19 protein-coding genes are annotated in these 24,064 nt (G+C 36.2%); 2 read left to right on the top strand and 17 right to left on the bottom strand.

What is annotated here, in order from left to right:
- Positions 1-259 precede the first annotated feature (259 nt).
- From BUA60_RS07390 to BUA60_RS07380, 3 genes are all read right to left on the bottom strand, one after another.
- The gene (locus BUA60_RS07390) at positions 260-1,306 is read right to left on the bottom strand and encodes an alpha/beta hydrolase (protein ID WP_084532529.1); all 1,047 of its coding nucleotides are present in this window, start codon (positions 1,304-1,306) and stop codon (positions 260-262) included.
- A 10-nt stretch (positions 1,307-1,316) separates the two neighbouring features.
- Positions 1,317-2,471, bottom strand: coding sequence for an acyltransferase family protein (locus BUA60_RS07385; RefSeq protein ID WP_072861119.1), 1,155 nt, complete (start codon positions 2,469-2,471; stop codon positions 1,317-1,319).
- 411 nt (positions 2,472-2,882) lie between these two features.
- Positions 2,883-3,809 carry a helix-turn-helix domain-containing protein gene (locus BUA60_RS07380; protein ID WP_084532528.1) on the bottom strand — a complete coding sequence of 309 codons (927 nt, stop codon included), beginning with the start codon at positions 3,807-3,809 and terminating at the stop codon, positions 2,883-2,885.
- A gap of 475 nt (positions 3,810-4,284) precedes the next feature.
- Between BUA60_RS07380 and BUA60_RS07375 the strand changes: the two genes are divergently transcribed.
- On the top strand, positions 4,285-5,412 hold the full coding sequence (locus BUA60_RS07375) for a helix-turn-helix domain-containing protein (RefSeq protein ID WP_072861117.1): 1,128 nt from the start codon (positions 4,285-4,287) through the stop codon (positions 5,410-5,412).
- A 159-nt stretch (positions 5,413-5,571) separates the two neighbouring features.
- Here BUA60_RS07375 and BUA60_RS07370 read toward each other — a convergent pair whose 3' ends face one another.
- The 11 genes from BUA60_RS07370 to BUA60_RS07320 form a co-directional block, all read right to left on the bottom strand.
- Complete coding sequence (locus BUA60_RS07370) at positions 5,572-6,411, bottom strand: hypothetical protein (protein WP_072861116.1); 840 nt, start codon at positions 6,409-6,411, stop codon at positions 5,572-5,574.
- 68 nt (positions 6,412-6,479) lie between these two features.
- The gene (locus tag BUA60_RS07365; protein ID WP_072861115.1) at positions 6,480-7,649 is read right to left on the bottom strand and encodes a serine hydrolase domain-containing protein; all 1,170 of its coding nucleotides are present in this window, start codon (positions 7,647-7,649) and stop codon (positions 6,480-6,482) included.
- Between the two features lie 48 nt (positions 7,650-7,697).
- Entirely contained in the window at positions 7,698-8,255 is a 558-nt protein-coding gene (locus tag BUA60_RS07360) for a DUF3575 domain-containing protein (protein ID WP_072861603.1), read from the bottom strand.
- A gap of 478 nt (positions 8,256-8,733) precedes the next feature.
- Entirely contained in the window at positions 8,734-9,837 is a 1,104-nt protein-coding gene (locus BUA60_RS07355; RefSeq protein ID WP_072861114.1) for a hypothetical protein, read from the bottom strand.
- Positions 9,838-9,949: 112 nt separating this feature from the next.
- Positions 9,950-10,033, bottom strand: a complete 84-nt coding sequence (locus tag BUA60_RS23490) for a hypothetical protein (RefSeq protein ID WP_394333318.1) — start codon at positions 10,031-10,033, stop codon at positions 9,950-9,952.
- A gap of 20 nt (positions 10,034-10,053) precedes the next feature.
- Entirely contained in the window at positions 10,054-10,371 is a 318-nt protein-coding gene (locus tag BUA60_RS07345; protein ID WP_072861112.1) for a hypothetical protein, read from the bottom strand.
- Positions 10,372-10,382: 11 nt separating this feature from the next.
- Positions 10,383-11,057: a hypothetical protein gene (locus BUA60_RS07340; protein WP_072861111.1), complete on the bottom strand. Its 675-nt coding sequence runs from the start codon at positions 11,055-11,057 to the stop codon at positions 10,383-10,385.
- 179 nt (positions 11,058-11,236) lie between these two features.
- Positions 11,237-12,055 (bottom strand): DJ-1/PfpI family protein, encoded by an 819-nt coding sequence (locus BUA60_RS07335; RefSeq protein ID WP_072861110.1) that lies wholly within the window; start codon positions 12,053-12,055, stop codon positions 11,237-11,239.
- Positions 12,056-12,059: 4 nt separating this feature from the next.
- Entirely contained in the window at positions 12,060-14,456 is a 2,397-nt protein-coding gene (locus BUA60_RS07330) for a TonB-dependent receptor (protein ID WP_072861109.1), read from the bottom strand.
- Between the two features lie 100 nt (positions 14,457-14,556).
- The gene (locus BUA60_RS07325; protein WP_072861108.1) at positions 14,557-14,928 is read right to left on the bottom strand and encodes a hypothetical protein; all 372 of its coding nucleotides are present in this window, start codon (positions 14,926-14,928) and stop codon (positions 14,557-14,559) included.
- Positions 14,929-15,143: 215 nt separating this feature from the next.
- Positions 15,144-17,174 carry a serine hydrolase domain-containing protein gene (locus BUA60_RS07320; protein ID WP_143153143.1) on the bottom strand — a complete coding sequence of 677 codons (2,031 nt, stop codon included), beginning with the start codon at positions 17,172-17,174 and terminating at the stop codon, positions 15,144-15,146.
- 461 nt (positions 17,175-17,635) lie between these two features.
- Here BUA60_RS07320 and BUA60_RS07315 point away from each other — a divergent pair, with 461 nt between their 5' ends.
- The gene (locus tag BUA60_RS07315; protein WP_084532527.1) at positions 17,636-18,265 is read left to right on the top strand and encodes a S41 family peptidase; all 630 of its coding nucleotides are present in this window, start codon (positions 17,636-17,638) and stop codon (positions 18,263-18,265) included.
- Here the strand turns inward: BUA60_RS07315 and BUA60_RS07310 are convergent.
- The 3 genes from BUA60_RS07310 to BUA60_RS07300 all read right to left on the bottom strand — a co-directional run bounded on the left by BUA60_RS07310 (position 18,262) and on the right by BUA60_RS07300 (position 23,828).
- Entirely contained in the window at positions 18,262-19,047 is a 786-nt protein-coding gene (locus BUA60_RS07310) for a CPBP family intramembrane glutamic endopeptidase (RefSeq protein WP_072861602.1), read from the bottom strand. The two genes, BUA60_RS07315 and BUA60_RS07310, sit on opposite strands and share 4 nt — an antisense overlap.
- A gap of 273 nt (positions 19,048-19,320) precedes the next feature.
- On the bottom strand, positions 19,321-20,775 hold the full coding sequence (locus BUA60_RS07305) for a SusD/RagB family nutrient-binding outer membrane lipoprotein (RefSeq protein ID WP_072861105.1): 1,455 nt from the start codon (positions 20,773-20,775) through the stop codon (positions 19,321-19,323).
- A 2-nt stretch (positions 20,776-20,777) separates the two neighbouring features.
- Positions 20,778-23,828 (bottom strand): SusC/RagA family TonB-linked outer membrane protein, encoded by a 3,051-nt coding sequence (locus BUA60_RS07300; protein WP_072861104.1) that lies wholly within the window; start codon positions 23,826-23,828, stop codon positions 20,778-20,780.
- Positions 23,829-24,064: the final 236 nt, after the last annotated feature.

The following is a 24,064-nucleotide window of genomic DNA, read 5'->3' as shown; positions in this document are numbered from 1 at the left end:
CCTAAATGTGAGAAAAATTTTTGGTAAAAGCAGTTGGTAATTATAAATCTTTTTAATTCAATTGGGTAAAATATCTCCGTACTGGTATAGACAGTAAATGTCTAAAGTTTAAAACGTACCATCAAAGTAATCTGTTGGATTACTCTGATAAAATACAATTGAGATATTTTAATTCCATCTAAAAGCCTATGAATACTCAATTTTTATAGATTAGGAATACAAAGTTGACTAATATAATATCCAGATCAAATGCTATTACTTAATAGAAAATCCTATTTAGAAAAGAAATCATTTTTTTTAATGCAGGCACTGCATCTTTCTTAAAATCAGTACCTAAAAGTATACTGGATCCTGAATTCAAAAAACCATGTGGGCGACCATTATGTACCCAATATTCAACTCTGGTATGCCCTGCGGCTAATATGATATCTCTATACTTTACAACCATGTTAGGAGTAATAATCTCATCTTCAGACCCAACAGTCAACAATATCGGCGGTAGTGCTCTCTTATCTTTGTCGGGTACAGTAAACAGAGGTGAAATAGCTTTATAATATTCAGGATTATTATTCACATTAATGTTATTACCAAAAATACCCCTTGCTTTTGTTTTGGCACCAATCCAAAAAATATTTGGTTCTTCGAATTTATCATATTTCACCATATCATAAAGGCTTACGGCCCCATAGTTTATTATACCTGCCTGTACACACAGCCAGTCACTATTCTTTACATCTTCCGCACTCATTCCAGGTGGCAACCAGGATGGGGTAAAAGACAAGTTTCCTTCTTCAAATCCTACTGAGCTCAGATTATCTCCATTTGTTAATACCATAGAAGCTAAATGACCTCCTGCACTATCTCCGGTAACGATAATTTTCTCAGGATCACCCTTGTATTCATGTATATTACTTTTGATCCAAAGTACTGCTCCAAAAGCATCTTCGATTATTTCATTGATTTTAATAGAATTATTCCTTTGCGGTAATAGTCTATAATCTATATTGCAAATGATATATTCGGATTGTGAAGCTAAATAAGATGCGGGCTCGCTCATTATTTCTTTGGAATTGGACATCCAAGCACCACCGTGGAACATTGCAATTACTGGATAAGAGTTTTTCCCTGTATTGGGGATATAAATATCCATCGTTAACTCAATACCTTCAGGTGATGACCAAGATATATTCTTTTCCAATGTAAAAGAATGTTTAGATTCTTCATTTATGTATTCTGAATATTCCTTAGAGCAATTGACGAATGAAATTACAAAAAACAAAAAAGTTAAACGCACTATTATTTTCATATTGGAAGATTTATTGGTTTAATTTACAAATGGGTTTTCTTTTGTAGATAAATTTATTTTGGATTTTATTACTGAGAGGTTTTGAAATATACTTACTAACGTATTTTGCCAGTAAGGATGAAAGCATTACAGTAGTAATATATAGAAGATAAATAGATTCAGAAGGAGCTTGGATTCTATTGTAAATATCTACCAAAACTATGACTATGAAGATATGGGTTAAATATATTTCATAACTCAATCTACCCATTTTTCCAATCATTTTGAGTAGCCAGAATCGAGAATGATTTAAGGTGTCTTGACGGAAATGCATCCAAATAATCATTAGTCCTGTTCCTAACGATAATATTGTAACATTTAGACCTGATGAAACCAATCCTGATTGATATAAAAAGCCTCGGAAGTACAGCACTAATATTAGCATGGAAGCTCCAAGAAACAAGCCAATTCTGTCATATTCTATCCAACATTTTAATCTTTTAAGACCTAGCGCTATAATACAGCCAATCCCTATTGAATCCATGTAAGCCAGATAATTTCGATCCCCCAATTCGTTAACAGGGTAAAGTGCGATTCTAGCCCAAGGTGCTATTAGTATAATGATCAGTATAAGGACTGCTAGGTGCCATTTTTTTCTTATAATTAGACAGAGAAATGGAAAAATCAGGTAGAAGAACCCTTCAATACATATAGACCAAAGTACATCCCAATTGGCAGGTAAGTACCCAATTTTTATTTGAAGTAAGTTGATATGGAAAGTAGCTGCAGAAAAAATAACAATTCCCAATGACACCTTTTCTTTATCAATTATAAATCCAGGTACGGACATTATATGCAATACTGTAAGAACTAATATCAATATAAATAACAAGGGCATTATTCTAGCGGCTCTCATAACGAAAAAATCCCTAACCTTAATTTGGGAAAGCTTCCCCCATTTTCTTATTACCGAGTTGGTAATTAGGTATCCCGATAACGTAAAAAATATAATAACTCCATAATATCCGCTCCAAAAGAATAAAGTATAAATTTTTTTGGGCATCAAGGTCCCTATAAAAGTTTCCTTGAATGGAACTTTGATATTTAAATGCAATAAAATTACCGATAATATGCAAAACCCTCTTAGCACATCAATTAACATATTCCTTTTTGTTTTTTTTTGCATTAATATTTATTTTTTTTTTAGGAAAGTAAATTTTATTCAATGACCTATTTGTTGGTTAATCAAATCGTTTTAAAATTTGGTTATACCAAGTGGTCATTATTGAATTAGACCCAATTCATCCAATAAATCCAATGGATTTTTAAATGGTTTGGGTGTATATCTTCTAACGGAAGTATATTACTAGTTGTCAAAAACATTGAAAATATTACTATAATAAAATTTTCTACAGGCTTATCCTCATTTTCTATTGAACATGTGTTACAAGCAAGGCGCAAAATTCGAGAAGGCGTGAGTAGGATTCTTTTTCATATGATAATTGAATTCTTAAATATTGACAACAAAAGTAGATTGTGGTAGCCATACACTTTCGTCAAAAAGTGAATTCTTTTTTTGTAAGAGCCAATGGAATTGTCAATTTAGATATCCATCAAAATAGTTAGAAGGACTTCGGCCATATATTTTTTTGAATATTTTTCCAAATACAGAGGCATCATTATAACCGAATAGGTCGGCTATCTCATTTATTGAATATTCCCCTGTCATAATGTAATTTCTGGCTTTAGCCATTTTTAATCTATTTATATATTGGTGAGGGGTTTGGCCGTATACCTTTTTAAAGGATGAATAGAGATGAAATCTAGAAAGAGCCGATACCCGGCTAATTTCCTCCAGTGATATGGAATGCGTTAGATTATCGTTTATATAGTCATTTGCAATAAGTAACCTCTTTAATGTTTCCATTCGAGTCGAATATTTTTTTACCCCAAATCGGGCGGCTATATCGTATCCCTTCCGTTGATCCATATAAACCGTATTCAACATTTCAATGCTTATCTCGTCTGGGCAAGTATTTAGATATTCTGGACTGTTACTTAGCTTGTGAATGGTTTTTAGAAGTTTTCCCGATCGATAATTATCTGCACGTAGAGCCTGCTCAATGAAATACATGTTCTCTGCAACACGTCCGAAAGGATTGTCAAGTCTATCCTGTGGTGCTGCATTGGTATAAAAATCAAACTGTTCCTTAAAACTATTTGTTAACACCATGCTTAGGACATCAATATATTCTGCTTTGTGATTAACATATTCCCACCCCTGGCCAGGGTTAACCACCATAAATTTATCGGCTTCTATTTTTAACCCTCTGTTGCCCGTCAAAAACTCCCCGGATCCATCCTTAAAATAAACTATTGTAAGGTTACTGTTGTCAAAACGATAACTCGGTAACCGAGTACAAAATCGCATCATATAACTTTTGTCCTTTGAGAAAATTGGAGGGGTTGTACTGCTATGTTTAGAAAAATGATCATAGTATTTGCCCGTATATCTCGATATCATAGTTAATCTTGTTTTTTTAAAATTCTGCGGAGGTATCTTCCAAATGTGTTAAGCTCTTTTATTTAATATTCTCATTTTATAAGCTTATCATATTGCTTTTTAGATAAAATGAAGGAATAATTATTGGTTCAATGCGGCTTTATATTCATGTGTTTTTATAGTTAACTTTAATAGTTCTTTAGTTATCGAGTGTTCGAATTGGTGTTCAAAGATTCATTGGTTGAACCCGTTTGAAGTCCCAATTTTTTACTATTGGGACTTCTTTTAACAAAAAAATAAGAGAACAATAGTATCCTTATATTTTGATCCCGAAAGTTGACAAACTATTCTGAATTGCGTGGACGAGGATAATTTCTCCGAACGTTTTAATTCTTAAAGACACGTGAAATTGTTATACTTCTTACATTTTTGTTTTGATACCTAATGGTTGTTTATAACTTTGTTGGCTTTGGTATCTTAAACAGTTTGATCAAGCATGGAAGAAAATCAATCAATGGGCCTCATGGTACTGGCGCTTTATACGCTTATGCTTTTCGCTCCGTTTTTGTTGTTGGTAATTTTACTTTTTAAAAAAAACAAAGAATTTCATGATAAAGTTTTGATAGCATGGTTGGCTGTATCTGTACTAAATTCATTTGTTGAGTTCATAAAAATTACAGAACCTCCTAATTCAATACCCATTTTACTTGACTTGAACAGGATATTTTTATTATCGAACCTCTTTTTTTTTCATTGGTATTTGAAAAGCTTGATAAAAAGTGAATACAAATGGTGTAATAACTTGGTATGGACACTTTTGCCATCCCTGCTTTGGAGTGTGGCATGTGTTGTTAATTGGTTTTTTCAGCAGTTTTTTTTAAAGAATGGCCAAAGTTACAATTCGTTGGTCTTGGAGTATGACCATTATATCGAATGGTTGGAAGTACCCCTAATAATTGGGGTTATTGTTATTGGTATTTGGGCTTGGTCCAAGTTAAAGGAAATGTTGAAATATGAGGAAAACACTTCGCTATCAATACATATAAGTAATTTAAGAAAAGTTTTACTGTTTCTTGTTTCAATTTACTTTATTGTGGTCAGTTGGGAATATTGTCTATCTAAAGTCTTGCAAAATGAAAGTATCCGATTGGTGTGTATTACTTTCCTTTTGTGGTTGATCGTTGGGTTAGTTATAGCCCTTGGTTTCTATTTTCTACGACAAAAAAGCCTGTATAAGAAACCAAAGCATTACATATATTCTAATAAGGCCATAGAGAAATTATTCGGGTTTATTGTTGACATAATGGTTAACACCAAACCTTACTTAAATCCAAGTTTGACAATTTCTGAACTTGCTGTTATGCTTGGAGAAACTCCTCAAAAAGTGTCAGAAGCTATAAAACTAAATACTAATCAAACTTTTTATTCATTTATTAACAAATATCGAGTAGATGAAGCTAAAAAGTTGTTACAAGATCCAAATTATACTTCATATACAATCCTCTCAATTGGCCTTGAAGCTGGTTTTAATTCCAAAGCAACATTTAATAGGGTCTTTAAGAATGAAACAGGTGTAACTCCTTCTAACTATTGCTACAAGGTAAAATGTAAAGAGAGAATCTAGGCCATTGTTAGGAATTAATTAATTTCAAATAAGAAGAGATCTAATACAATAGCTCCTACAATTAAAATATAGCCTATGTATATTTTCTTTTTATAGTTATAAATTGCGGCTCGTAGGTTCAGTTTATTGGTTATTTCCTTAATCGCAATCTCAAGGCCTCTATTTCAAACTATTTTCTTTTTTAAATTTGTAGCTTTTGACTTTAAGATATTCCCAAATTTGATTCGAGTTTTTAGCCTCTAGAACCTCGAAAAAATCATTTTGTGCTAAGCAAAACGTAAAAAAACCATCTAAATTTGAATGAGAGATATCAAGCCCTTCTGAAATTGTACTCCTTGAAAATTTTTTAGTGATCTCGTTTTCCTTTTTTTGGTTATAATCCCTTTTGACTGCATCTTTCAATTTTTGTGTTCTTCCTGAAATAAAATTGAGTGTTTTATGTAAATTTATATTCATATAAACACCGACTATTGGGAAGAGAAATAATGTATCTAAATGAATCCCTCCGGTTGCAAACTTTCCTCTATCTGCTTCCTTCAGTATTCTTTCGTTTTGAGATAACAGTTCAATATTTGCATTGGGCAGCTTCAATGACTGGGAATTGACAACGGGCTGTTTGTCTAGCTTTTTTAAATCCAAAGCTATTTTACCGGTAAGTCCATAGGGCCTTATATTAACTTCCTCTAATTCGATTACATTTTCCAATAAATTAACCAGAACTCCTTTTTTATTCAAAATGCTATCCGTCACAATCAATTCCTGGGTCACATATTGAACAGCAGAGAATTGTAATAAATCTCCTAATTCAACTTCTATTGAAAACTGACCAAATGAATCTGTAATAGTTGATTTTTCTGTTGTTCTGTTGATAATTAAGACGTCGGAGACATCATTATTAGGATTTTGAACCCTGCCTTTTAACCACACACTGTTTTCTTGTCCAAAAATTGGAGAAATTATTAAGCCAATTATTAGTATGATAAAGTTTTTCGAATTCAAAGAATAAGGTCTTAATTAAAATTGGATTCTGGATTTTAAATATGTTGAAAGAAGTTGTTCAAATAGATTTAGTGACGATTTTCGAAAAAATAATGGGATATTGTTCTATAGGGATAACCTCCATATCCTTGATTGGCAAATTGAACAATTATGATGTTTTGTTTGGGATTTACGTAGAGCCTCTGACCTCTTAAACCTTCAGCGGAAAAATCTCCTTCAAAGTCTTCTTGAGGTAACCACCAAAAATACTGATGTGTAGCCTTTTGTGAACCTTTTGATATATTCATTCTGTTTTTCTGACTAATTTTTACACTTCTGTCAATCCAATCAGAAGACAAAATCCGCGTAGAATCCCGCATCCCTTGATTTATTAATAATCTACCAATTTTAGCCAAATCTATTGCAGAGCATTGAAAACTACTAGGAGAATTTTCCAAACCTGTGGCATGATCCACTCCCCAGCTGGCAGCAAATTCGGCTCCAATTGGCTTCCAAATTTCTTTTTCAAAAAAGGCAGATACTTTTTGCCCAGTTACTTTTTCAAGGAGCCATGTAAGTATTAATGGATCCAAATTGCTATATTGCCATCTGCTACCCGGTACTGTATCTATTTCCGCTTTCAATAGATCTCGCTTTAATTGATTGGAATAATAGAGTCTTGCTTCATCGGAAAATATATCCGAAATATAACCATTCCCGGCCCTTTTAAATTTTAAGCCAGATTTCATATTTAGCAAATTATCTATTGTTAGTTTGTCAAAACCTTTAAGACCTTTAAATTCTGGCAGATATTTGATTACTTTTTGATCGACACTTTGGATGTGGCCAATATCAATTGCTTTTCCTATAAGGATTGAAATCATTGACTTACCAATTGAGAAAGTATTCGAAATATTGGATCTGTTAAAGCCTTTTTTGTATTTTTCATAAATTAAGGTGTCATTTCTAACAACTAAAAAGGCCAATAAATCTCCTTTGTTAAAGTAATCATGAAAAAGGACACATGCTCCTTTACCATTTTCCACGATTAGTGAGTCCAAATTAGTACTCTCACTGTAACCATGTATAAACCTAAAAGGGTCATTGCTAGGGTTTACAACTCTTAATGGAAAACTCTTGTAAGTGTCTACCTTTGGTTTTTGATACCAAATTATCCTAAACAATTGTGGATTGCTAAGCCATGTAATGAAAATTAATATCCCAACTATTCCAAGTATTAGTTTAAATAATTTTCTCATTCTAAAGTCCTTATCACCTAGCTTAAAAATAAAAAATTAAACCAATATCTAAAATCTGTAACCTACACTTAGGCCTAGTCTATAAACACTGTCGTGATCGGTGTCTTTAGCATTAAATAAAAGTTTACCTAGACCTATGTTGCCCTCAAATACAAATCCACTTTTGGTAGCCCACTTATATCCCAGTCCAACACCGGCAGCAACATCGAGTACATCTGAACCCTCCATATTCGTTAAATTACCGTTTGAATCAATTAATTGTTTTCCATCAATCGAAGTCAACATTCCAAATCCTTCAAGAAAAAAGCCGGATGCATATTTTTTTCCAAAATACCTTCTATAATATGTTGTGATAAAATAATTGACATCTATATCATTTTTTGATTTTTTTTGATTAAAGGGTGCAAAAATACTCCCTCCGAAAGACGATTTCTTATTTATGTTTCTCTCATAAATTAATTCAAATGCACCAGAAATTGGCCTGGTCACATTTAGTTTTATTTCATTTGGTTTTCTGTAAGGGTCTACAATTAAATCCCCCTTTGTTTGTGATTGCATTAAAAAAAAATTAATTAAGACTATAGCAGTTAATCCGTATTTTTTCATTTTAAGCATTTTGTTCATCCTTTTTCGGTTAATATAAAATTTAATAAAACACGCAAGCTAATGCTCATTTGTTATATAGTATCGTCAAAAAATCTTTTTTAATAAGAAAAAAACATGATGGGATGTGGTGTTTGTTAGACAAGCCTTGATCTACTATTCTTGATATATCGTTCATTGCCATTTTATAGCTAATTGATTTTAATAATATTAAGTGTGCATAAATGGTGATGCAGAAAAACAAATAACAATTAGCCATGTTACGATGTTTAATGACCCACCGTGAAACATGAATACAAAAACACATGTATATGTATATACATTGGGGATACGCAAGATGTTATATTGATAGCTTCTAACCCACAGTTTAGTAGAACTTTTCTAAGGAGAACAATCCACATAACAAGTACGTTTTTTCGGTTCCAAAAAAATATTTATCGAATGTTTTAAAATGACTAATGGTCAACTAAAGTATTATACATTAATTGAAGCAGCTTAAAACATCCTCCTCGATGTAAGGGAATTGGTTCGACCAAAAAATATAATCAATGTTCAGAAAATACTTGGCAAAAGCATGAAGCATAGGGACTCGGTTTTTTCTAGTACTTTCACCATAGTCCAAACCTTCTTCATAATCGAAGTCCGATCCGGTTTTCCCTATATAATTTCCATCCTGGACCGCAATGCCCAAGGGCACTGAATACTGTCCTTCGTGCATCAATGCCAAAGCATGGTTCAGCTGTCCTTTCCTGTCTGGCATTAAATCTGGTGCACCTAGTCCAACACCAATATCCTCTCCATAACGATATATTTCCTTCAAATAACCCATATCTTTAAAAGGAAGCCATTCTCCCGGAATAAAATTAGCATAGATTAAAGTAATTGATTCTGGAAAAGCTTTCTTCATAGCCAACATATTCTTCTTTAACCCCTTTAAATAAGCCTCTTGGGTAAAGCTTTGGTCAATTTCTTGATTAACCCCAATGGACGTTTCCTGCAGATTTATCCCCCTAATAATACCATCAAATTCTCTGCCCAAGGCTTTTAACAGCAGAGCAAATCGATTTTGTACACTTTCATTCCATCTTTTGGAGACCCAACCTTCAGGTTCATCATTATCATTATATTGCCGAGTAGCTCCCCAATCAAATTCTTGAGCCAGCAGGTAATTGGGAATTGCTTTATAGTTTGGATTAAAAGTTGCATCCTGTAATTGAATGAATAAGCTCTTGTCGTGTTGTTTTAGATAAGCAATATCATCCCTAATGATGGAAAAATCGTAACCATCCCTTATTGGCTCCAGCTGTCTCCAAGAATACATTATTTGAGCGCCCTCGAATCGTGGACTGGACAAAAACATATGTTCTTTCAGCGATTCTCTATCTCTGGAGAAATAAACGAAGTGCTTGATGTTGTCCCGCGGAATTGGACAAGTAGCCTTTTCAAAACTTTTATGTACATGTGTATATTTTTCAGCCAGATTTGTCCGTTTTTCTTGTGCATTTATTGAACTAAACACCAATACCGAAAAGCTTGTAAGGCCAAGGACAAAACCACTTTTTATGCAATTACTTATTCTTTTCATGAGTCATTTAATGTGTCTAGATGATAAAAAGGTAGTCGATTTTTTCATAAGCGAAGCTATGACTCATATATGGTTGTGTCTTGGTCAAAAAGTACTTAATTTTCGCAAAGACCTAATCAAACTGATATTCGACGGCCCCTATATCAAAATCCCTATCCCTACTTTTACCATAGAAATCAAATTCAAAACCTTTAATTGTTGCACCCGCGTTGACAGCTAGGGAATTCCTGGATAAGTTATTGGTGTCCCATCGATAATGACCTCTTCTAAACTTTCAACCGCAAGGTTGGTGATTTCGAACGTATTTTCTGCAATGTGCTTATCCACGTAATAGATCCGTCTTTGTTGTGTTAAACCAATAATATTGTTAACGAATTCATTGTTCAAGCTTGATTTGTGGTTCATCCGAATACCGTGTATAGCGGCATAGATTATGGTATTGTTAAGCACCTTGAAGTCCGCTCCCGGTCGATGCAATTCATTATTACCTATGAAAATTCCATTATTGGTATCAACGATTATGTTGTTGAACACTCTCACGTCTTCTATCCCAAAAACATCAATGCCATCGCCAAGTACAGTACATAAACATCTCCTCTGGTGCCCCCTCCTACAACGATACCTGCTCTTTGGGTAGGTTTGTTTTTCAGTCCTGTTGCATTAATGACATTGTTGAATATTTTGGCTCCACCCGTTGCATAACTAACTTGCAACCCATCCCATCCGCAATTCTCAACAATATTGTTATATATGTGGATATTCTTAATTACTGGGCAAAATCGACTGATGGAAGAACCATCACAATTCAACGCAACTGGCTGTAAAAATTTGGAATACCCTATGTACAATCCCTCATTCCCGATATTTTGAGTAAGGTTATTATGAATAATTATGTTTTTCATTTCCCATTCAGGAAATTGTGATGAGGTAGCGCACCCTGGTTTGTTTAAAATATGTATTCCCAGTTCAACGTTTTCAATCTGCAAATGGGCTATTTCAAAGTCGCTTACTTTATTGTTGATTGCCAAAGCATTTATCGAATCATTACCGCCATCGATGTTTATTACCTTGGGCTTACTGGACCCACCATACAATTGTTCGCAGTCGCAACTCAAAGAGGGTGTATCTGCACCATCTGTTTGATTAGTTTCAACCGGTTGAATTTTGCTACAAGACAAAATCAGGAAGAGGAAACACAAATAAAAAAAAAGCTTTTTCATGATATAAGATTTCCAATAAGAGCGATCGAATTTCCCTTTTCTATCGTCAAAAAATCCTTATTTTCGTGATGTGGCCATTACCACCAATAAATGTAACATTAGTCAAATGGGAATCTCCATTTGAGTGATTTAAGCCTTATCATACCTTTCCTGATTTTAGTCTTTAGCTTCAACTCATTCTAATCAACTATATGGGTTTTCCCATTTTCCATCCGGGTTAGCACAGGATCTATACCTGCTTTGTACATTAAGGTCATAAACTGTAAAATCTCCGAAGGTGTACTTTCTGGACTACCTCCTTCAAACGGTGGAGTAGGGTCATATTCCATATCCAACATTACACCCTGCGCATAACTCCTGCCCGCTATTTCTGCCAATAAAGCCAGGGACATATCCATTCCTGCAGTTACTCCGGCAGAAGTCCAATATTTTCCATCATTTGTAAAACGTTCATTGGAAAATTCAGCGCCATATTTGGCAAGCATTTTTTCAGCATCATACCAATTTGTTGTTGCCCTTTTTCCCTTCAATAGTCCTGTACTACCCAAAATCCAACCACCAGTACAAACACTTGCAGTGTATGTAGTTGTTTTGTCCACTTTACGTATCCATTCTTGAACTTCAGGGTTATAGGCGACCTCTAATGTTCCTTTGAAACCACCTGGAACAACCAAAATATCAAGACTGTCTACCTGGGAAATTGTAGTATTGGGCACAAACTCTACACCCTTTACAGTTTTGACATTCCCGGATTTTAAAGCAATCAGTATCATATCCACACCCATTATCTGACCCAACACATAACGTGGGCCAAAAACATCCAGACTATTTACACCATCATAGACTAGGATACCAATCTTTTTAATGCTATGTGATTTTGGGGCAACAGCCAGCATCAATTCTTCATGCGTGAATTGAGAGCGCTCAATTTCTGTTTTCTGATTTCCACAACTAAGTATCCCAAGTAAAGTGCTCATCGCCAATAAAATTTTTTTCATTCTCTTAGAATTTTAAATTTAATGTCATTCCATAAGTTCTTGGTGCCGATATTCTACTGCTACGTCCAAAACTTGTATCCGCTGAACCATACTGGATGAAACGTTCATCGCTAAGATTGCGCCCCCAGAAAGACAAACTATAGTTGTCATTGGAGATGCTTATCAAAGTATTGAATAGATTGTAATCACCAATTTCCAAGTCATTTTGTATATCGCTGTATTGTTGCCCAATATTTTTAAACTCTCCACGAAGGGAAAACTTAAAATCTTTGCCTAGTGAAAATTGATATTGAGTGGCCAGAAATAGGGTATGCTTTGGCGCATTGGAAAGTTGGTTCCCAGATACATCGTAAAGAATGGTTTCAACAGTTCCTGTATTCACATTAAGAACATCTCGTGAAAGCACGAAATCCTTATACTTTGAATCGTTGAAACCAAAACCTGTTTCAAGCTGTAACCCTTTAATAAGAATTGTCATGACTTCTATTTCCAATCCCGTTGACCGCGCGTCACCAACATTGGTTCTGGCAAACACCAAGTTTCCAAAGGAATTAAAAAACTGCAAGTCCTTCCAATCTATATGAAATGCGGCAATATTCAATCTTAGTCTTTTATTGAACCAATCCGATTTATAACCAAGTTCATAGTTATTGGAGAATTCTGGATCAAAACTCTGCGAAACACTTTCTGGGAGCACGTTTCCATTGATTCCACCTGCTCTAAAACCTCTGGTATACCTAGCATATAGGTTTATATTTTTATCTACCCGGTATGCCAGTGCGAATTTTGGCAATAACGCATTATAATTACCCCTTTCTTCCATTCTTGGAGAAGTGAACGTAACAGTTCCATTCTCATCATTAAATCGGCTGAAAACAAGTTTCCGGTTTTCACTTTCATAGCGCAATCCAGTTGTTACAATTAGCGATTCGGAAAGTGAATAGTTCACCTCACCAAATACTGCAATTCCATTGTTTTTACCAATGGAACTTAAAACATCTAAAGTCCTTTCATTTATGATACGTGCTGAGTTTGTAGAGGGTTCGTAATTTGTCTGATTGAAATAATAGGTTCCAGCCGTATAATTAAGTTTGTCATTCTTGTTTTCAGAAGAAATCCGAAACTCCTGCGAGAAAACTTCCTGTGGTCTGTTGAAAACCCCAACTTGTCCATCGTTATAGCTTGCGAATACTTGTCCCCCGGCTAAGGAGAAAAAATCAATGTCATCAAATCGTATACCAACCCGTTGGTACGCCGAAACAGAAGACAATTTAAACTTATTTGATTTATAGTTGGTGACCATAGCTGTGTTCAAAAGGTTTCGTCCGTGCTCACCAACCCTTCCAAGAAAAATGTTATCTGGATTTTCTAAGGCCAATTTATCATCTTGAACAGATACAAAAAAAGCACTGGCATCGCTTTGGTCAACTTGAGTTTTTAAGTTTAAAGTGACATCCCAAAGTTCATTTGGCAGCCATTTCAAAAACAAATTACCATAAAAGCTTTCTTCATCCCCAACTCGGCGACCATTGCTTCCTAAAACAGTAGAGACCTTGTCCTCATTGGAGTTGGTTAAGAACCCATCTCTATATTGGTATTGTCCACCAAGACCTAAAAAAAGTTTGTGATTTATTAAAGGGGTTTTCAAACCTAGCCCATGGCGTTGCAATCCCAGATTTCCTATGCTACTCTCATAAAATACAGACTGAGTATTTGTTGGTTTCTTGGTTGTTATGTTTACAACACCTCCCAATGCGTTTCTTCCGTACAATGTACCTTGCGGACCACGTAGTACTTCAATACGTTCAATATCCATAAACTGGAATCCTCCAGAAGCAATATCGAGGCTATTCACACCATCCACATATGTTGCAATGGCCGGGTTTTCGCTAAAAACCTGTATACCTCTGATACTCTGTACTTGCTGGAAGCCCACACCCAATTCGCTATAAGAATAATTTGGTATGATCCCAACCATATCCTCCAATTTCCATGAGCGAGTTTCTTCCACTCTTTTTGCATTTAAACTTGTTATGGCCACAGGAACCTTTTGAAGATTTTGCTCTTTCTTTTGTGCATATACAACCACTTCGTCTAGAGCCTCATTGCTTGAACTCAAACTTATATCAACCGTCATGTTTTCATCTTCGACAGATATTTCTTTTGTAATCGTAGCATAACCCAGGGCACTGATTTCTAAAGTGTATTTCCCTTTCTTGATGGGCAAAGTGTACTTCCCATTGTTGTCAGTTACAGTTCCAAGGCCGGTATTTAATGCCGAAATGTTTGTATTTGGAACTGATTCTTGTTTGGTATTTGTAATTGTCCCGTTTATACTTTGTGCGAGAGATACTTGCACACCGAGACATGCCCATAGGGCAATAACTGTAATTCTGTTCATATTTGAATTATAATTTAATTGAAAGGTCTATCTCTAGACATAAGAATGTTGTAGCTATCATTTCCCAATGATGCTACTTTGTAAATATTAATCGATACAATTAAATTATCGGGGGATGGAAAATTTCATATTCAAGAAGGAACACATAGTCATTTATACAAGCAGGTGGTTCCTCTTTTTTGCTCACAAAGTAAATAATTTCGCTTGATTTAGTTTGAAAATGAACCAGTATAAACTCGATTTTGGTTTGATATAAAATTGGAAACTCTTCTTCTTTTTCGTTTTGGGTTGCACTGAGTTGTTGCATCAAATAACACTTCCCGTTACACGCAAGTTTCCAATCGTCTTTATTGACACAGAGAAATTCCTTTATATAGTCTTGATTCAACAAAAATTCCAGCAGGACAAAACCATTGGCCACCGGCTGCACATGTAACACTAAAAGCTGTAAGAGGGCTAGATGTTTTCTCAAGACTTAGTAGTGTTCCCGTGATAATGCAAATACGATTTCAATCCAATTTCTTATTACATTAATGTCAAATGCAACGGCAAAACTCCAAATAATAGGAAATTTGAACTCCCTACAATAAAAGTAACCGGTAAGGCAACACACTAAAAATAAATTATTCATAATATAGATCAGTTATTGTAACTTTTCAAACTGGCGCCCCAATGTTTTCCCAGATACTAGCATACGTTCAAGAGGTTCAACAATACACCCCCCTTGTTACTATTGGTCATCAATACAAAACCTACATCTTGTTTATCAAAGTAAGCGGAAATACAGGTAAAATCTCCATTGTTTCCGCTGTGTCCAAAAATTGTTCCCAAAGGTGTTTTTTGTAGAAATATTCCGAGGCCCATCCAGCTCTTCCAACCAGTCTTATCTTCCCATTCGCTATAGGTCCTTGTATCAAATTCCAGATAAGCATTATAAGTTTCCGGAAGTAACCCTTTTCTATTTCTTATTCCGATAAAAAACTTGGCAAGTTCAGCAGCATTGATATGCATACTAGAGGCAACCTCGGCGTTTTCCATAAAATCCCGTCGGGTAGGGTTGCCATCCAGATGGCCATGTACCTTGTGTTCTTTTAGGTAATCGTTTTCTTCGAAGTAAGTGTTTTTCATGTTGAAAACATCCAATACCTCCTCCTTCAAGATTGATGAGATATCCCTGTCTGTCTTAATGATAATTACTTCCTTTAGATACTCAAATCCAGCTCCGCTGTAACTGTAACTTGTCCCATGAGTAAAATTGATCGACAACTTATTGTTAGCGTTTTCTCCAGGCCAATTAGGAAAACCTGTGGTATGATTGAGAACATGGCGAGCAGTTATTAATTTCATGTTAGGGTCTTCCTCCAAATCAGGGTGTATCAAAGTTTTATACAATGGTTCATCAAGATCGATGATGCCCTTGTCAACAAGCCGCATTACGGCAAAAGCTAAGATAGGTTTGGAAATTGAAGCCGCTTCAAAGAGTGACTTGTCATTTAAAGGAGTTCCGTTGGAGGCATTGGCCTTTCCTAAAATCAAGGTGTCTTTAACTTCACCATTTTTTATTATCGCAAGGCTGACACCAGGTATCTCAAAATACTCCATATAGCGTACCAGTTCTTCTTTTATCACCGTTTTATTATAATTTTTTTCATCGAGCAACAATGACAAGGGGTATTTGGGCTCATTTAAAGTTTTCAAATCCAACTCTGGCCCTTCAAGTTGAGCTTCTTCATTTCGTTTCACCAGCACTTCTGAATATGAGAGAGTCTTATCCCATTTAATCCATCTTATATCTGTAGCCTTCTTCTGTTCCCCTTTACTTGTGAAATTGGAAAATGGGATTATGGTATATTTCCCCAAGGAAAGTTGTGCCCTATATTTGCCCATACTGTCCACGACCACATCAAACCATTTTTTAACATTGTCCAACGATTTGATCCTTAGGTATTTTGGTATTTCAAATGCACCATTGATGGGTTTCTTGATCTTTCCTTGCAACTTTCCCATTTTATCTAAATAACCGATATCCGCAAAAACTAGGGTGCCCATACTCTCAGAAGTATAGTTTTTGGAACCTCCCTTTGTCCAAACAATGTACTCATTTGTATTGTCCTTGTTAAAATCTACAATCAAGTGACCTAGACCTACTGCGTGTCCTATCTTTATAGGAGCCGTAAGTTCTACCTCGTATTCAATAGTGACCTTATTTCCTTCGAGCCTAGTTTTGGATATAATGTTTGCTGATGTTAAAGGTTCGACCTCCTTAAGCCTTGGATTGTCCGTATCCCCAGTTTTTACTATTCTCTCATTTGCGTAGTGATGCATAACGGCTGAACCTCCAAAATCCCGATCTTGGTCCACATATAGAATATGCACGTCTTGAGATGCATTGGACAGGGAATCACTTACAAGTCTATACATATCGAAATACTCTACCGCCACCAACAATTTATTGCTATCTGTATCATAAGCCACCTTGAATCTTGCCTTACGCGAAGTATCTACAGCTTCCGGGTTCTTTAAAGGTCTGGATATCGGGTTCCATTTTATCGTTTGGGGCCAATCGTCCAGATTCCCATCGATTGTTGATTTCAGAATAGGGAGTGCATAGACGACCCCTTCTTGTACTTGGGACCCGAGATCTTGAGTGATTTTACAGTTAACATCGGACAGCACCAGCGTCAGTACAATGGTAAATAGGGTAATTGCTTGCATCATGTTTGTTTTCAATTGAATGTAATAAAGAACAGGTCCTTGCAATTTTATTACAATTATGTCAGGGTATTTCTGGTTCAAAGAATAACAAATTACCCTTTGTAAAAGCTCCAGAAATATTTAAACAGGTTAAACAAATAAAAGCTCCTTGCTCAATCAAGCAAAGAGTGCTTAAATGTATTTGATCGTTTCAATATACATTAGTCAAAAAGTTATTATATGTTGAATGGCGCCCATATTACCCTAAGAATTTGAAGGAACTCAATGATGGCCACGTAAATCTCATCTCTCAGAGAAGAGGAAATATTATCCGCATAAGTGATGATGCAACTCCAAGCATTTGAACAAAAAATTTTCCAATAACGAAGTAAACACAGCCCAATATTTATCAACTATTTGAATTCACAAAAACTACCCTTACAGAAAATGGCTTCTAGGACTTCAAGGTATCCAAAAGTCAACTTATGCGGTTATCCGTATCCGATGATTACGGATACTTGTTAATTTCTGCGATGCAAGGTTTTAAGTTTGGTGAGCTAGGTAAGTTCATAGATGATGCTGTAAAAGCCTTCAGCCATAATAAAGGAGTAATCATTGATATTAGAACCAATGGAGGTGGAACTGACCTGGTCTCTCGTAAAATTGCTGGAAGATTTACTAGTAAAAAAATCATTGCATATCATAAGCATCAGCGAAAAAAAGGAAAAAACACCTATAGTAGGTTACGAACAAAATATTTGAAACCTTTGGGCAAGATCCAATTTAAAGGACCTGTGATTGTTTTGGCCAGTGACTATACCGCTAGCGCGGCGGATGTTTTTGCCTTAATGATGAAAGAACTTCCCCGTGTAACTTTGATTGGAGATCGAACACAAGGTATTTTTTCGGATATGTATGGGTTTAGATTGCCCAACAAATGGCGTGCAACCTTGTCACATCAGCAATATTTTGCCGCTGAAATGAAAAACCTTGAGGGTATTGGCGTACAACCGGACATAAGGTTGCTAAATAGGCCTAAAAATATAAAAAACAATGTTGACCCCTTAATAATCGAATCATTTGAGGTATTAGAGAAAAACAGCAGCCGTCTTTAGATGCGGGCCGAGACCTTATATCTTTTCATTAGAAAAATTCCATAAAAAAAACAGGGCAAAACCAGAATTGCTATTAGCAAAGCATTGGTCAAAGACATAAGTTCTGTGAATTTCTCTTCATTTGGTGTCCCCAAAGTGTCCATTTTTGCCACAAAATCTATAATAGTATGAATAGCTATAATGGGGTACAACCTCTTTGTAATCAAAAGCAACATTCCAAACATAAAACCTATAAAAGTGGCAAAAGCCACTTGCGACAATTCGCCATAAATTCCTTTATCAAATTTCACAAGGTGTACCAGCCCAAAAAATAAAGCACTGACAAATACCGCAATGTTTACCTTTTTTGGCGCACCACCAAAATGTTTGATTAAAAGCGCTTGTAAAAAACCCCTAATACTAAATTCCTCAGCAAAACCTATTGAAATAGCATAGATGGCCAGGATGGAACAATTTGTAAACAGATTGTCCGAAGTTATGATATCATCCAAAAACACTAAATTAAGCAGAACAAGATAAACCAAAGGAAATATCAAAAGAATCCCTTTTTCTATCCTACCTTTTTCCAAACCCGCAAGTTTTACCAGCTCATTTTTCTTTATTAGGTAAACTGAAAAAACTATTAAAACAAGGTTTGCACAAACGTCCAATATCATAAGGGTGCCGTAATCCATAACCTTGTTTTCAATCAACTGTTCTTTTAGGTACTCCCTTAAAAACAAAACGCCTAGAATTACAATAGTAAACTGTATTAATTGGTTCCAAAACTTTGTTTTCGACATGTGTTCTTTTTTTAGTTTTGTATTTTGATATTTGTCGTTCCAGTTAGAAATCACCAAAAACTTGTAACTAAGAGCTTCGAAACTATTTCCTGGAAATAAGTATAAAATAAATTTCGAAAACTAAAATATTCCTTGTTCATGGGCTCTGGTCGTGAAAAAGTTATTTTTTTCAATTTTATTATGTAAATCCACCAACCAACAACTTAAATAACAGAAAAATCCCACCCTAACAAGGTGGGATTAAACAACTCAAGCTAAAATCGTAAAATCAAACTACTTTTGATCCCACCAAACTTTATCCGATACATAATCTACATCCGGAACATTTTCGGTGTTATTTAAAATTGGATTAGTCGGGTAAGGAAATCTTTCTGGAATTTGATTGTTGAATGCTGTTACCGGCAATGGCACCTCAGGATACCCTGTTCTTCGGTAATCGTTGTACGGCTCTATCTGCAAAAAACCGGCGATATATTTTTGCTCAATGATCATTTTCTGTCCTGCCTCCAAGGTTGTAGGAAAAACTATGTTGTTCAAATAGTCGTCAATATCTGTATCGTCCAATATCAATACTCCTTGGGAAGCAATCTTTTCAAAGTTGGCCCTTATGCCTCGTTTCATAAACAACTCAGCGTTGTCATAATCTCCTTTAAACAAATAGCCCTCTGCTGCTATAAACATGAGTTCATCAAAGGAAATCCAATCTACCGAAGAATCATTTTCCACAAAGTATTTGTTGGCGTTCAATGCACCCACTGCAGTATGGATAGAGACCTGGGAAGTGGCACTCAATTGAATTACAGTGCCATTTTCACCACCCACAATGTTGCCATCTGTTTGTTGCAATGCAAAGGCAATCAAACGGGGGTCCTGATAAGATTCCATCAATTCAACCATGAATTTATTAATAAATACATCGTTCCATTTATCTTCCCACTGAACCCATGGGTTGTTAGCACTCTCCTTATCCTCAAAAACAAAACTTGCATTGTCGGCATTAGAAGAGAATGATTCCTCTACATACGCAATGGCCAAATCCGCTTGACCCTGTCCTTTGGCATAAATTAATCTCATGGCATACCTTGCTCTTAAGGCATAAGCCATTTCGCCCCATTTTAACAGGTCGCCTCCATAGAGGATATCTCCTTCTATAGTTTCTGATGACTCCAAAGCCGCACCAAGCTCAGTAATTCCATCTTTAAGCAATGTATCTATTACCAAGTAGAGTTCTTCTTGGCTATCAAAACTAGGCTTCCTGATACTAGGATCAAAAGCTTGGCTCCAAGGTGCAGCACCCCAAAAATCTGCCGTAATTGATAAGGCATATGCCTGTATTACCTTAGCGATCCCACTGTAGCCTTTGTTTTGATTGACTCCTGCCTTTTGCTCTAGGAGCTTGGCATTTTTTAGCACACTGGTATATAGAGAAAACTCCCAAGAGTTGTTTACATCAGTATCTTGGAGCACTAAAGTGGATAAACCCCTGCTCTCTCCGGTAACGGCCACTTGTGCTGTCCATAGGCTAGATGTTCTTGCAAAATATCCTCCAACCAACTCGTAAGAAAACTCAGAAAGTATTCCTGGCAATAGCACTTCTTCTGTAACTTGGTAATCAGAAGGAGAATCGGGATTAGTATTGACATCCAAATAATCCGAACATCCCTGTAATAGCAGAGCCAATAACAGTATAGTGCTTGGTTTTAAATATGTTGAATACAAATTTTTCATGCTTAAAAAGTTAAATTTAACGTTAATGAATAGCTCTTGTTCGTTGGAATTTGAAAATTGGTCAAGCCCTGTCCATTTCCACTCCCATATAGACTTAGTTCTGGATCTGCGCCTGTAAATGAGTCGTGCTTTTTAATCCATAGGTTTCTTCCTGAAAAACCAAATCTGGCTCCACTAAGTCCAATCCCCAACTTTTGCAACGATTTTTTAGGCATATTATAGGCTAAAGTGACGTTCCTAAGTTTGATGAAATCCGTTTTCTGAACAAACTCTTCCAATTGAGCGTATTGGTTCCAGTATGTAAAGTCTTTTTTAATGGCTACCGTATTGGGTTGGCCATCAGATTCCCTTATTCCCTTGATAACCACATCCTTTTCTCGGTCAGCTGTCAGAATTGAGGTGCCATAGTAAGTATTATAGTTCTCATCTAGGTTAATTATTTTCCCCCCTATTCTCACATCCATTACCATAGAAAGTGAAAGCCCCTTATATTCAAAACTCGTGGTTGCCCCTCCGGTCCATTTTGGAAGAACACTTCCCGCATTCCCAACATCCCCTTGGATGGGATAACCATTATCGTCCAACAGCAATGCCCCACTTTCGTTACGTTTGTAAAGCGTGGTCCAAATAACTCCATATGGCTCCCCTTTTCTTATAAATATGCCAGGATTCGTAAATCCTGCAAGCCTTACCGATTCAACACCTTCTGCCAATTTCAATACTTCGCTTTCGTTTTTGGAATAGTTGACATTTACATCCCATCTAAAATCCTTGGTTTGTATTGGGGTAATGCTCAATGTAGCTTCTATACCCTTGTTCTGGATGGACCCCGCGTTTTCAAACTTAGCATTGAACCCCGTTGTCGCAGCTTGAGGTACATTAAATATCTGGTCTTCACTTCGTCTATCATAATAACTGACTTCCAAACCTAATCTGTTCTTAAAAAACTGTAAGTCCGCGCTTATTTCAAATTCATTGGTAAACTCTGGAGTCAATAACGGGTTCCCTTCAACAGCGCTTTGCACATAACTCCCAACTCCCCTGAATGGAAAGTCTATGTTTCCATGTTGTCCATCACTAGGGTTAGCTTTTATATAATTTGTAGTTGTCGCATAGGCCGGGGCGTCATTTCCCACCCTTGAATATGAGCCCCTTAACATTGCTCGATCTAACCAGTTTCTCAAATCAAAAGCTTTGGCCATATCAAACCCCAAACTACTTGAGTAATAGAAGAAGGAGTTGTCCTTTTTGGGCAAGGTGGAGGATTTGTCGTTTCTTCCTGTAAGGGTCAAGAAAAGAAAATCATTGAACCCAAAGTTGGCCTGTCCAAAGTAAGAAACAATTCTCCTCTCTGTGGTGATCTCGTCCGTGAGTAATGCCGTGGCATTGGAAAGATCATAAAAACTGGGAATGATAAAGGAAGAACCTTGCGAAAAACTTGTAAAGTCCTTAGTGTCAAAAACATTTGCCCCAAGGAGATAGTCCGCAGTAAATTTTTCACTGAAGTCTTTATCGAGGGTCACAATAAGCTCTCCGTTAAAGTCACGCGACTTCCTATCGGTAAGTAGTAATCTACCTGTACTGAATGTACCCAATAGCCCTTTGTTCTCAAAGACCTTCCCATTGTTTAAACTAAAGTCCAATCCTGCGGTTCCCTTCACGCTAATCCAATCGTTAACATTGTACTCCAGGGACAAAGAGGGCAAAAACCGATTTGTGATATACTCCGAGCCAGAATTATCTAGGATAAAGTATGGGTTGTTCCTGTTTGTCCTGTAGAGTCTTTGGTTTCCATCCCCATCTACCGAAGGTCTTAAGTTGTATGTAATGGGTGCTCCTGAAACGGTCCACATAATGGAACTTAGACCGTTCCCTTCAAAGGGTCTTTCATTGAAACTATTTACATAGTTCATTTTTGCATTCAGTTTGAACTTTTCGGAAATATTATGTGTGGCGTTGATAAGAAAAGAATACCTATCGAAACTACTTGTTTCCAAAGTCCCATTTTGATTGTACGCAGAAAATGAGGTGAAATAAGAGGATTTGTCCATGCCCCCTCTTACACTAACACTGTTGTCATAGGTAATACCTGTTCGGAAAATATCAAAACGTTCATACGTAGGCACATCCAATTCTGAGATTTTTGGCCCCCAGCTCAACGAGGTTTGTCTACCTGGTTCTCCAGAAAAGTATACTCCATCGCTACCCTGGGCATATTCTGTTTGAAATTCTGGCGCAATAATACTGCTCATGGTTGTGGCTGAGCGAAAAGATACCTGGGGTGCCGAATTCTTGATGCCTTTTTTTGTTTGAATTACAATAACACCATTGGCAGCCCTTGAACCATAAATAGCTGAGGCAGCAGCTCCTTTTAGTATGGTGATATCTTTGATTTGGTCTGGAGCGATATCGATAGATCCCCCTGCGGTGCTTCCATAAAACAAAGCCTGGTCGGGGTCTGAAGCATCAATATCATTTTCTGTATTTGAAATAGGCACCCCATCAATTATATACAAAGGTTCGTTTCCAAAATTTAACGATGAAACCCCTCTAATTACTATTCGTGAAGAGCTCCCTGCCAAACCAGATGAGTTGTTGATTTGAATACCGGCAGATTTTCCGGCCAAACCATTGATAAGATCTGCCTCGTTAGCTTTCAATACCTGATCCGTGTCTACTTGTGAAACAGAGTATGCAAGTTTTGATGGATCCTTTACTTGTCCAAGTCCTACCACCACCACTTCGTTCAACGCTTGGGCATCTTCCTCCATTCTCACATCAATAATCAAAGATGATCCTACGGTAATTTCCTCAGGTCTTTGCCCCAAGTAAGTAAAAATCAAAATCTGACCTGTGGCCACATCTATACTGTAGTTTCCATCAAAATCGGTCTGTGTTCCGTTAGAGGTTCCTTTGACGATGACATTAACGCCGGGTAACGGATTGCTGTCTTGATCCACTACCTTCCCGGTATGAACCTTGTTTTGTGCGTTTAATATTGTCATAGAAGACAACATCAAAAACACTGAAAAGAAATAATTTTTGATTTTCATAAAAAAATTAGTTAGTAAATTACTATGAGTTTGTTGTTTAAAGAGTAGAGTGGTGATTGTCTCTGATAGCTAATTCAAAAACTTCATAAAATGAGAACAAAACCGTTAGTTACATCAATTTATTCCGTATTGACTCTCTACCACCCTACTTCTCAAAATTTTTGACAAAAAAAAGGCAAGAATTGGGCTGCTAAGGTTAATTTTATACGATGATACCCATTCACCGATGATTCCTT

It is taken from the genome of Arenibacter palladensis (assembly GCF_900129275.1).
In the GTDB taxonomy this organism is placed as follows: domain Bacteria; phylum Bacteroidota; class Bacteroidia; order Flavobacteriales; family Flavobacteriaceae; genus Arenibacter; species Arenibacter palladensis.
This window is presented reverse-complemented; position numbering and strand designations above follow the sequence as displayed.

Coding starts and splice junctions, on each gene's coding strand:
- BUA60_RS07390 (WP_084532529.1), bottom strand. CDS start 1,306: ATGAAAATAATAGTGCGTTTAACTTTTTTGTTTTTTGTAATTTCATTC.
- BUA60_RS07360 (WP_072861603.1), bottom strand. CDS start 8,255: ATGAAAAAATACGGATTAACTGCTATAGTCTTAATTAATTTTTTTTTA.
- BUA60_RS07340 (WP_072861111.1), bottom strand. CDS start 11,057: ATGAAAAAGCTTTTTTTTTATTTGTGTTTCCTCTTCCTGATTTTGTCT.
- BUA60_RS07355 (WP_072861114.1), bottom strand. CDS start 9,837: ATGAAAAGAATAAGTAATTGCATAAAAAGTGGTTTTGTCCTTGGCCTT.
- BUA60_RS07330 (WP_072861109.1), bottom strand. CDS start 14,456: ATGAACAGAATTACAGTTATTGCCCTATGGGCATGTCTCGGTGTGCAA.
- BUA60_RS07305 (WP_072861105.1), bottom strand. CDS start 20,775: ATGAAAAATTTGTATTCAACATATTTAAAACCAAGCACTATACTGTTA.
- BUA60_RS07300 (WP_072861104.1), bottom strand. CDS start 23,828: ATGAAAATCAAAAATTATTTCTTTTCAGTGTTTTTGATGTTGTCTTCT.
- BUA60_RS07315 (WP_084532527.1), top strand. CDS start 17,636: ATGCGGTTATCCGTATCCGATGATTACGGATACTTGTTAATTTCTGCG.
- BUA60_RS07375 (WP_072861117.1), top strand. CDS start 4,285: ATGGAAGAAAATCAATCAATGGGCCTCATGGTACTGGCGCTTTATACG.
- BUA60_RS07335 (WP_072861110.1), bottom strand. CDS start 12,055: ATGAAAAAAATTTTATTGGCGATGAGCACTTTACTTGGGATACTTAGT.
- BUA60_RS07320 (WP_143153143.1), bottom strand. CDS start 17,174: ATGATGCAAGCAATTACCCTATTTACCATTGTACTGACGCTGGTGCTG.
- BUA60_RS07365 (WP_072861115.1), bottom strand. CDS start 7,649: ATGAGAAAATTATTTAAACTAATACTTGGAATAGTTGGGATATTAATT.
- BUA60_RS07310 (WP_072861602.1), bottom strand. CDS start 19,047: ATGTCGAAAACAAAGTTTTGGAACCAATTAATACAGTTTACTATTGTA.
- BUA60_RS07380 (WP_084532528.1), bottom strand. CDS start 3,809: ATGATATCGAGATATACGGGCAAATACTATGATCATTTTTCTAAACAT.
- BUA60_RS07385 (WP_072861119.1), bottom strand. CDS start 2,471: ATGCAAAAAAAAACAAAAAGGAATATGTTAATTGATGTGCTAAGAGGG.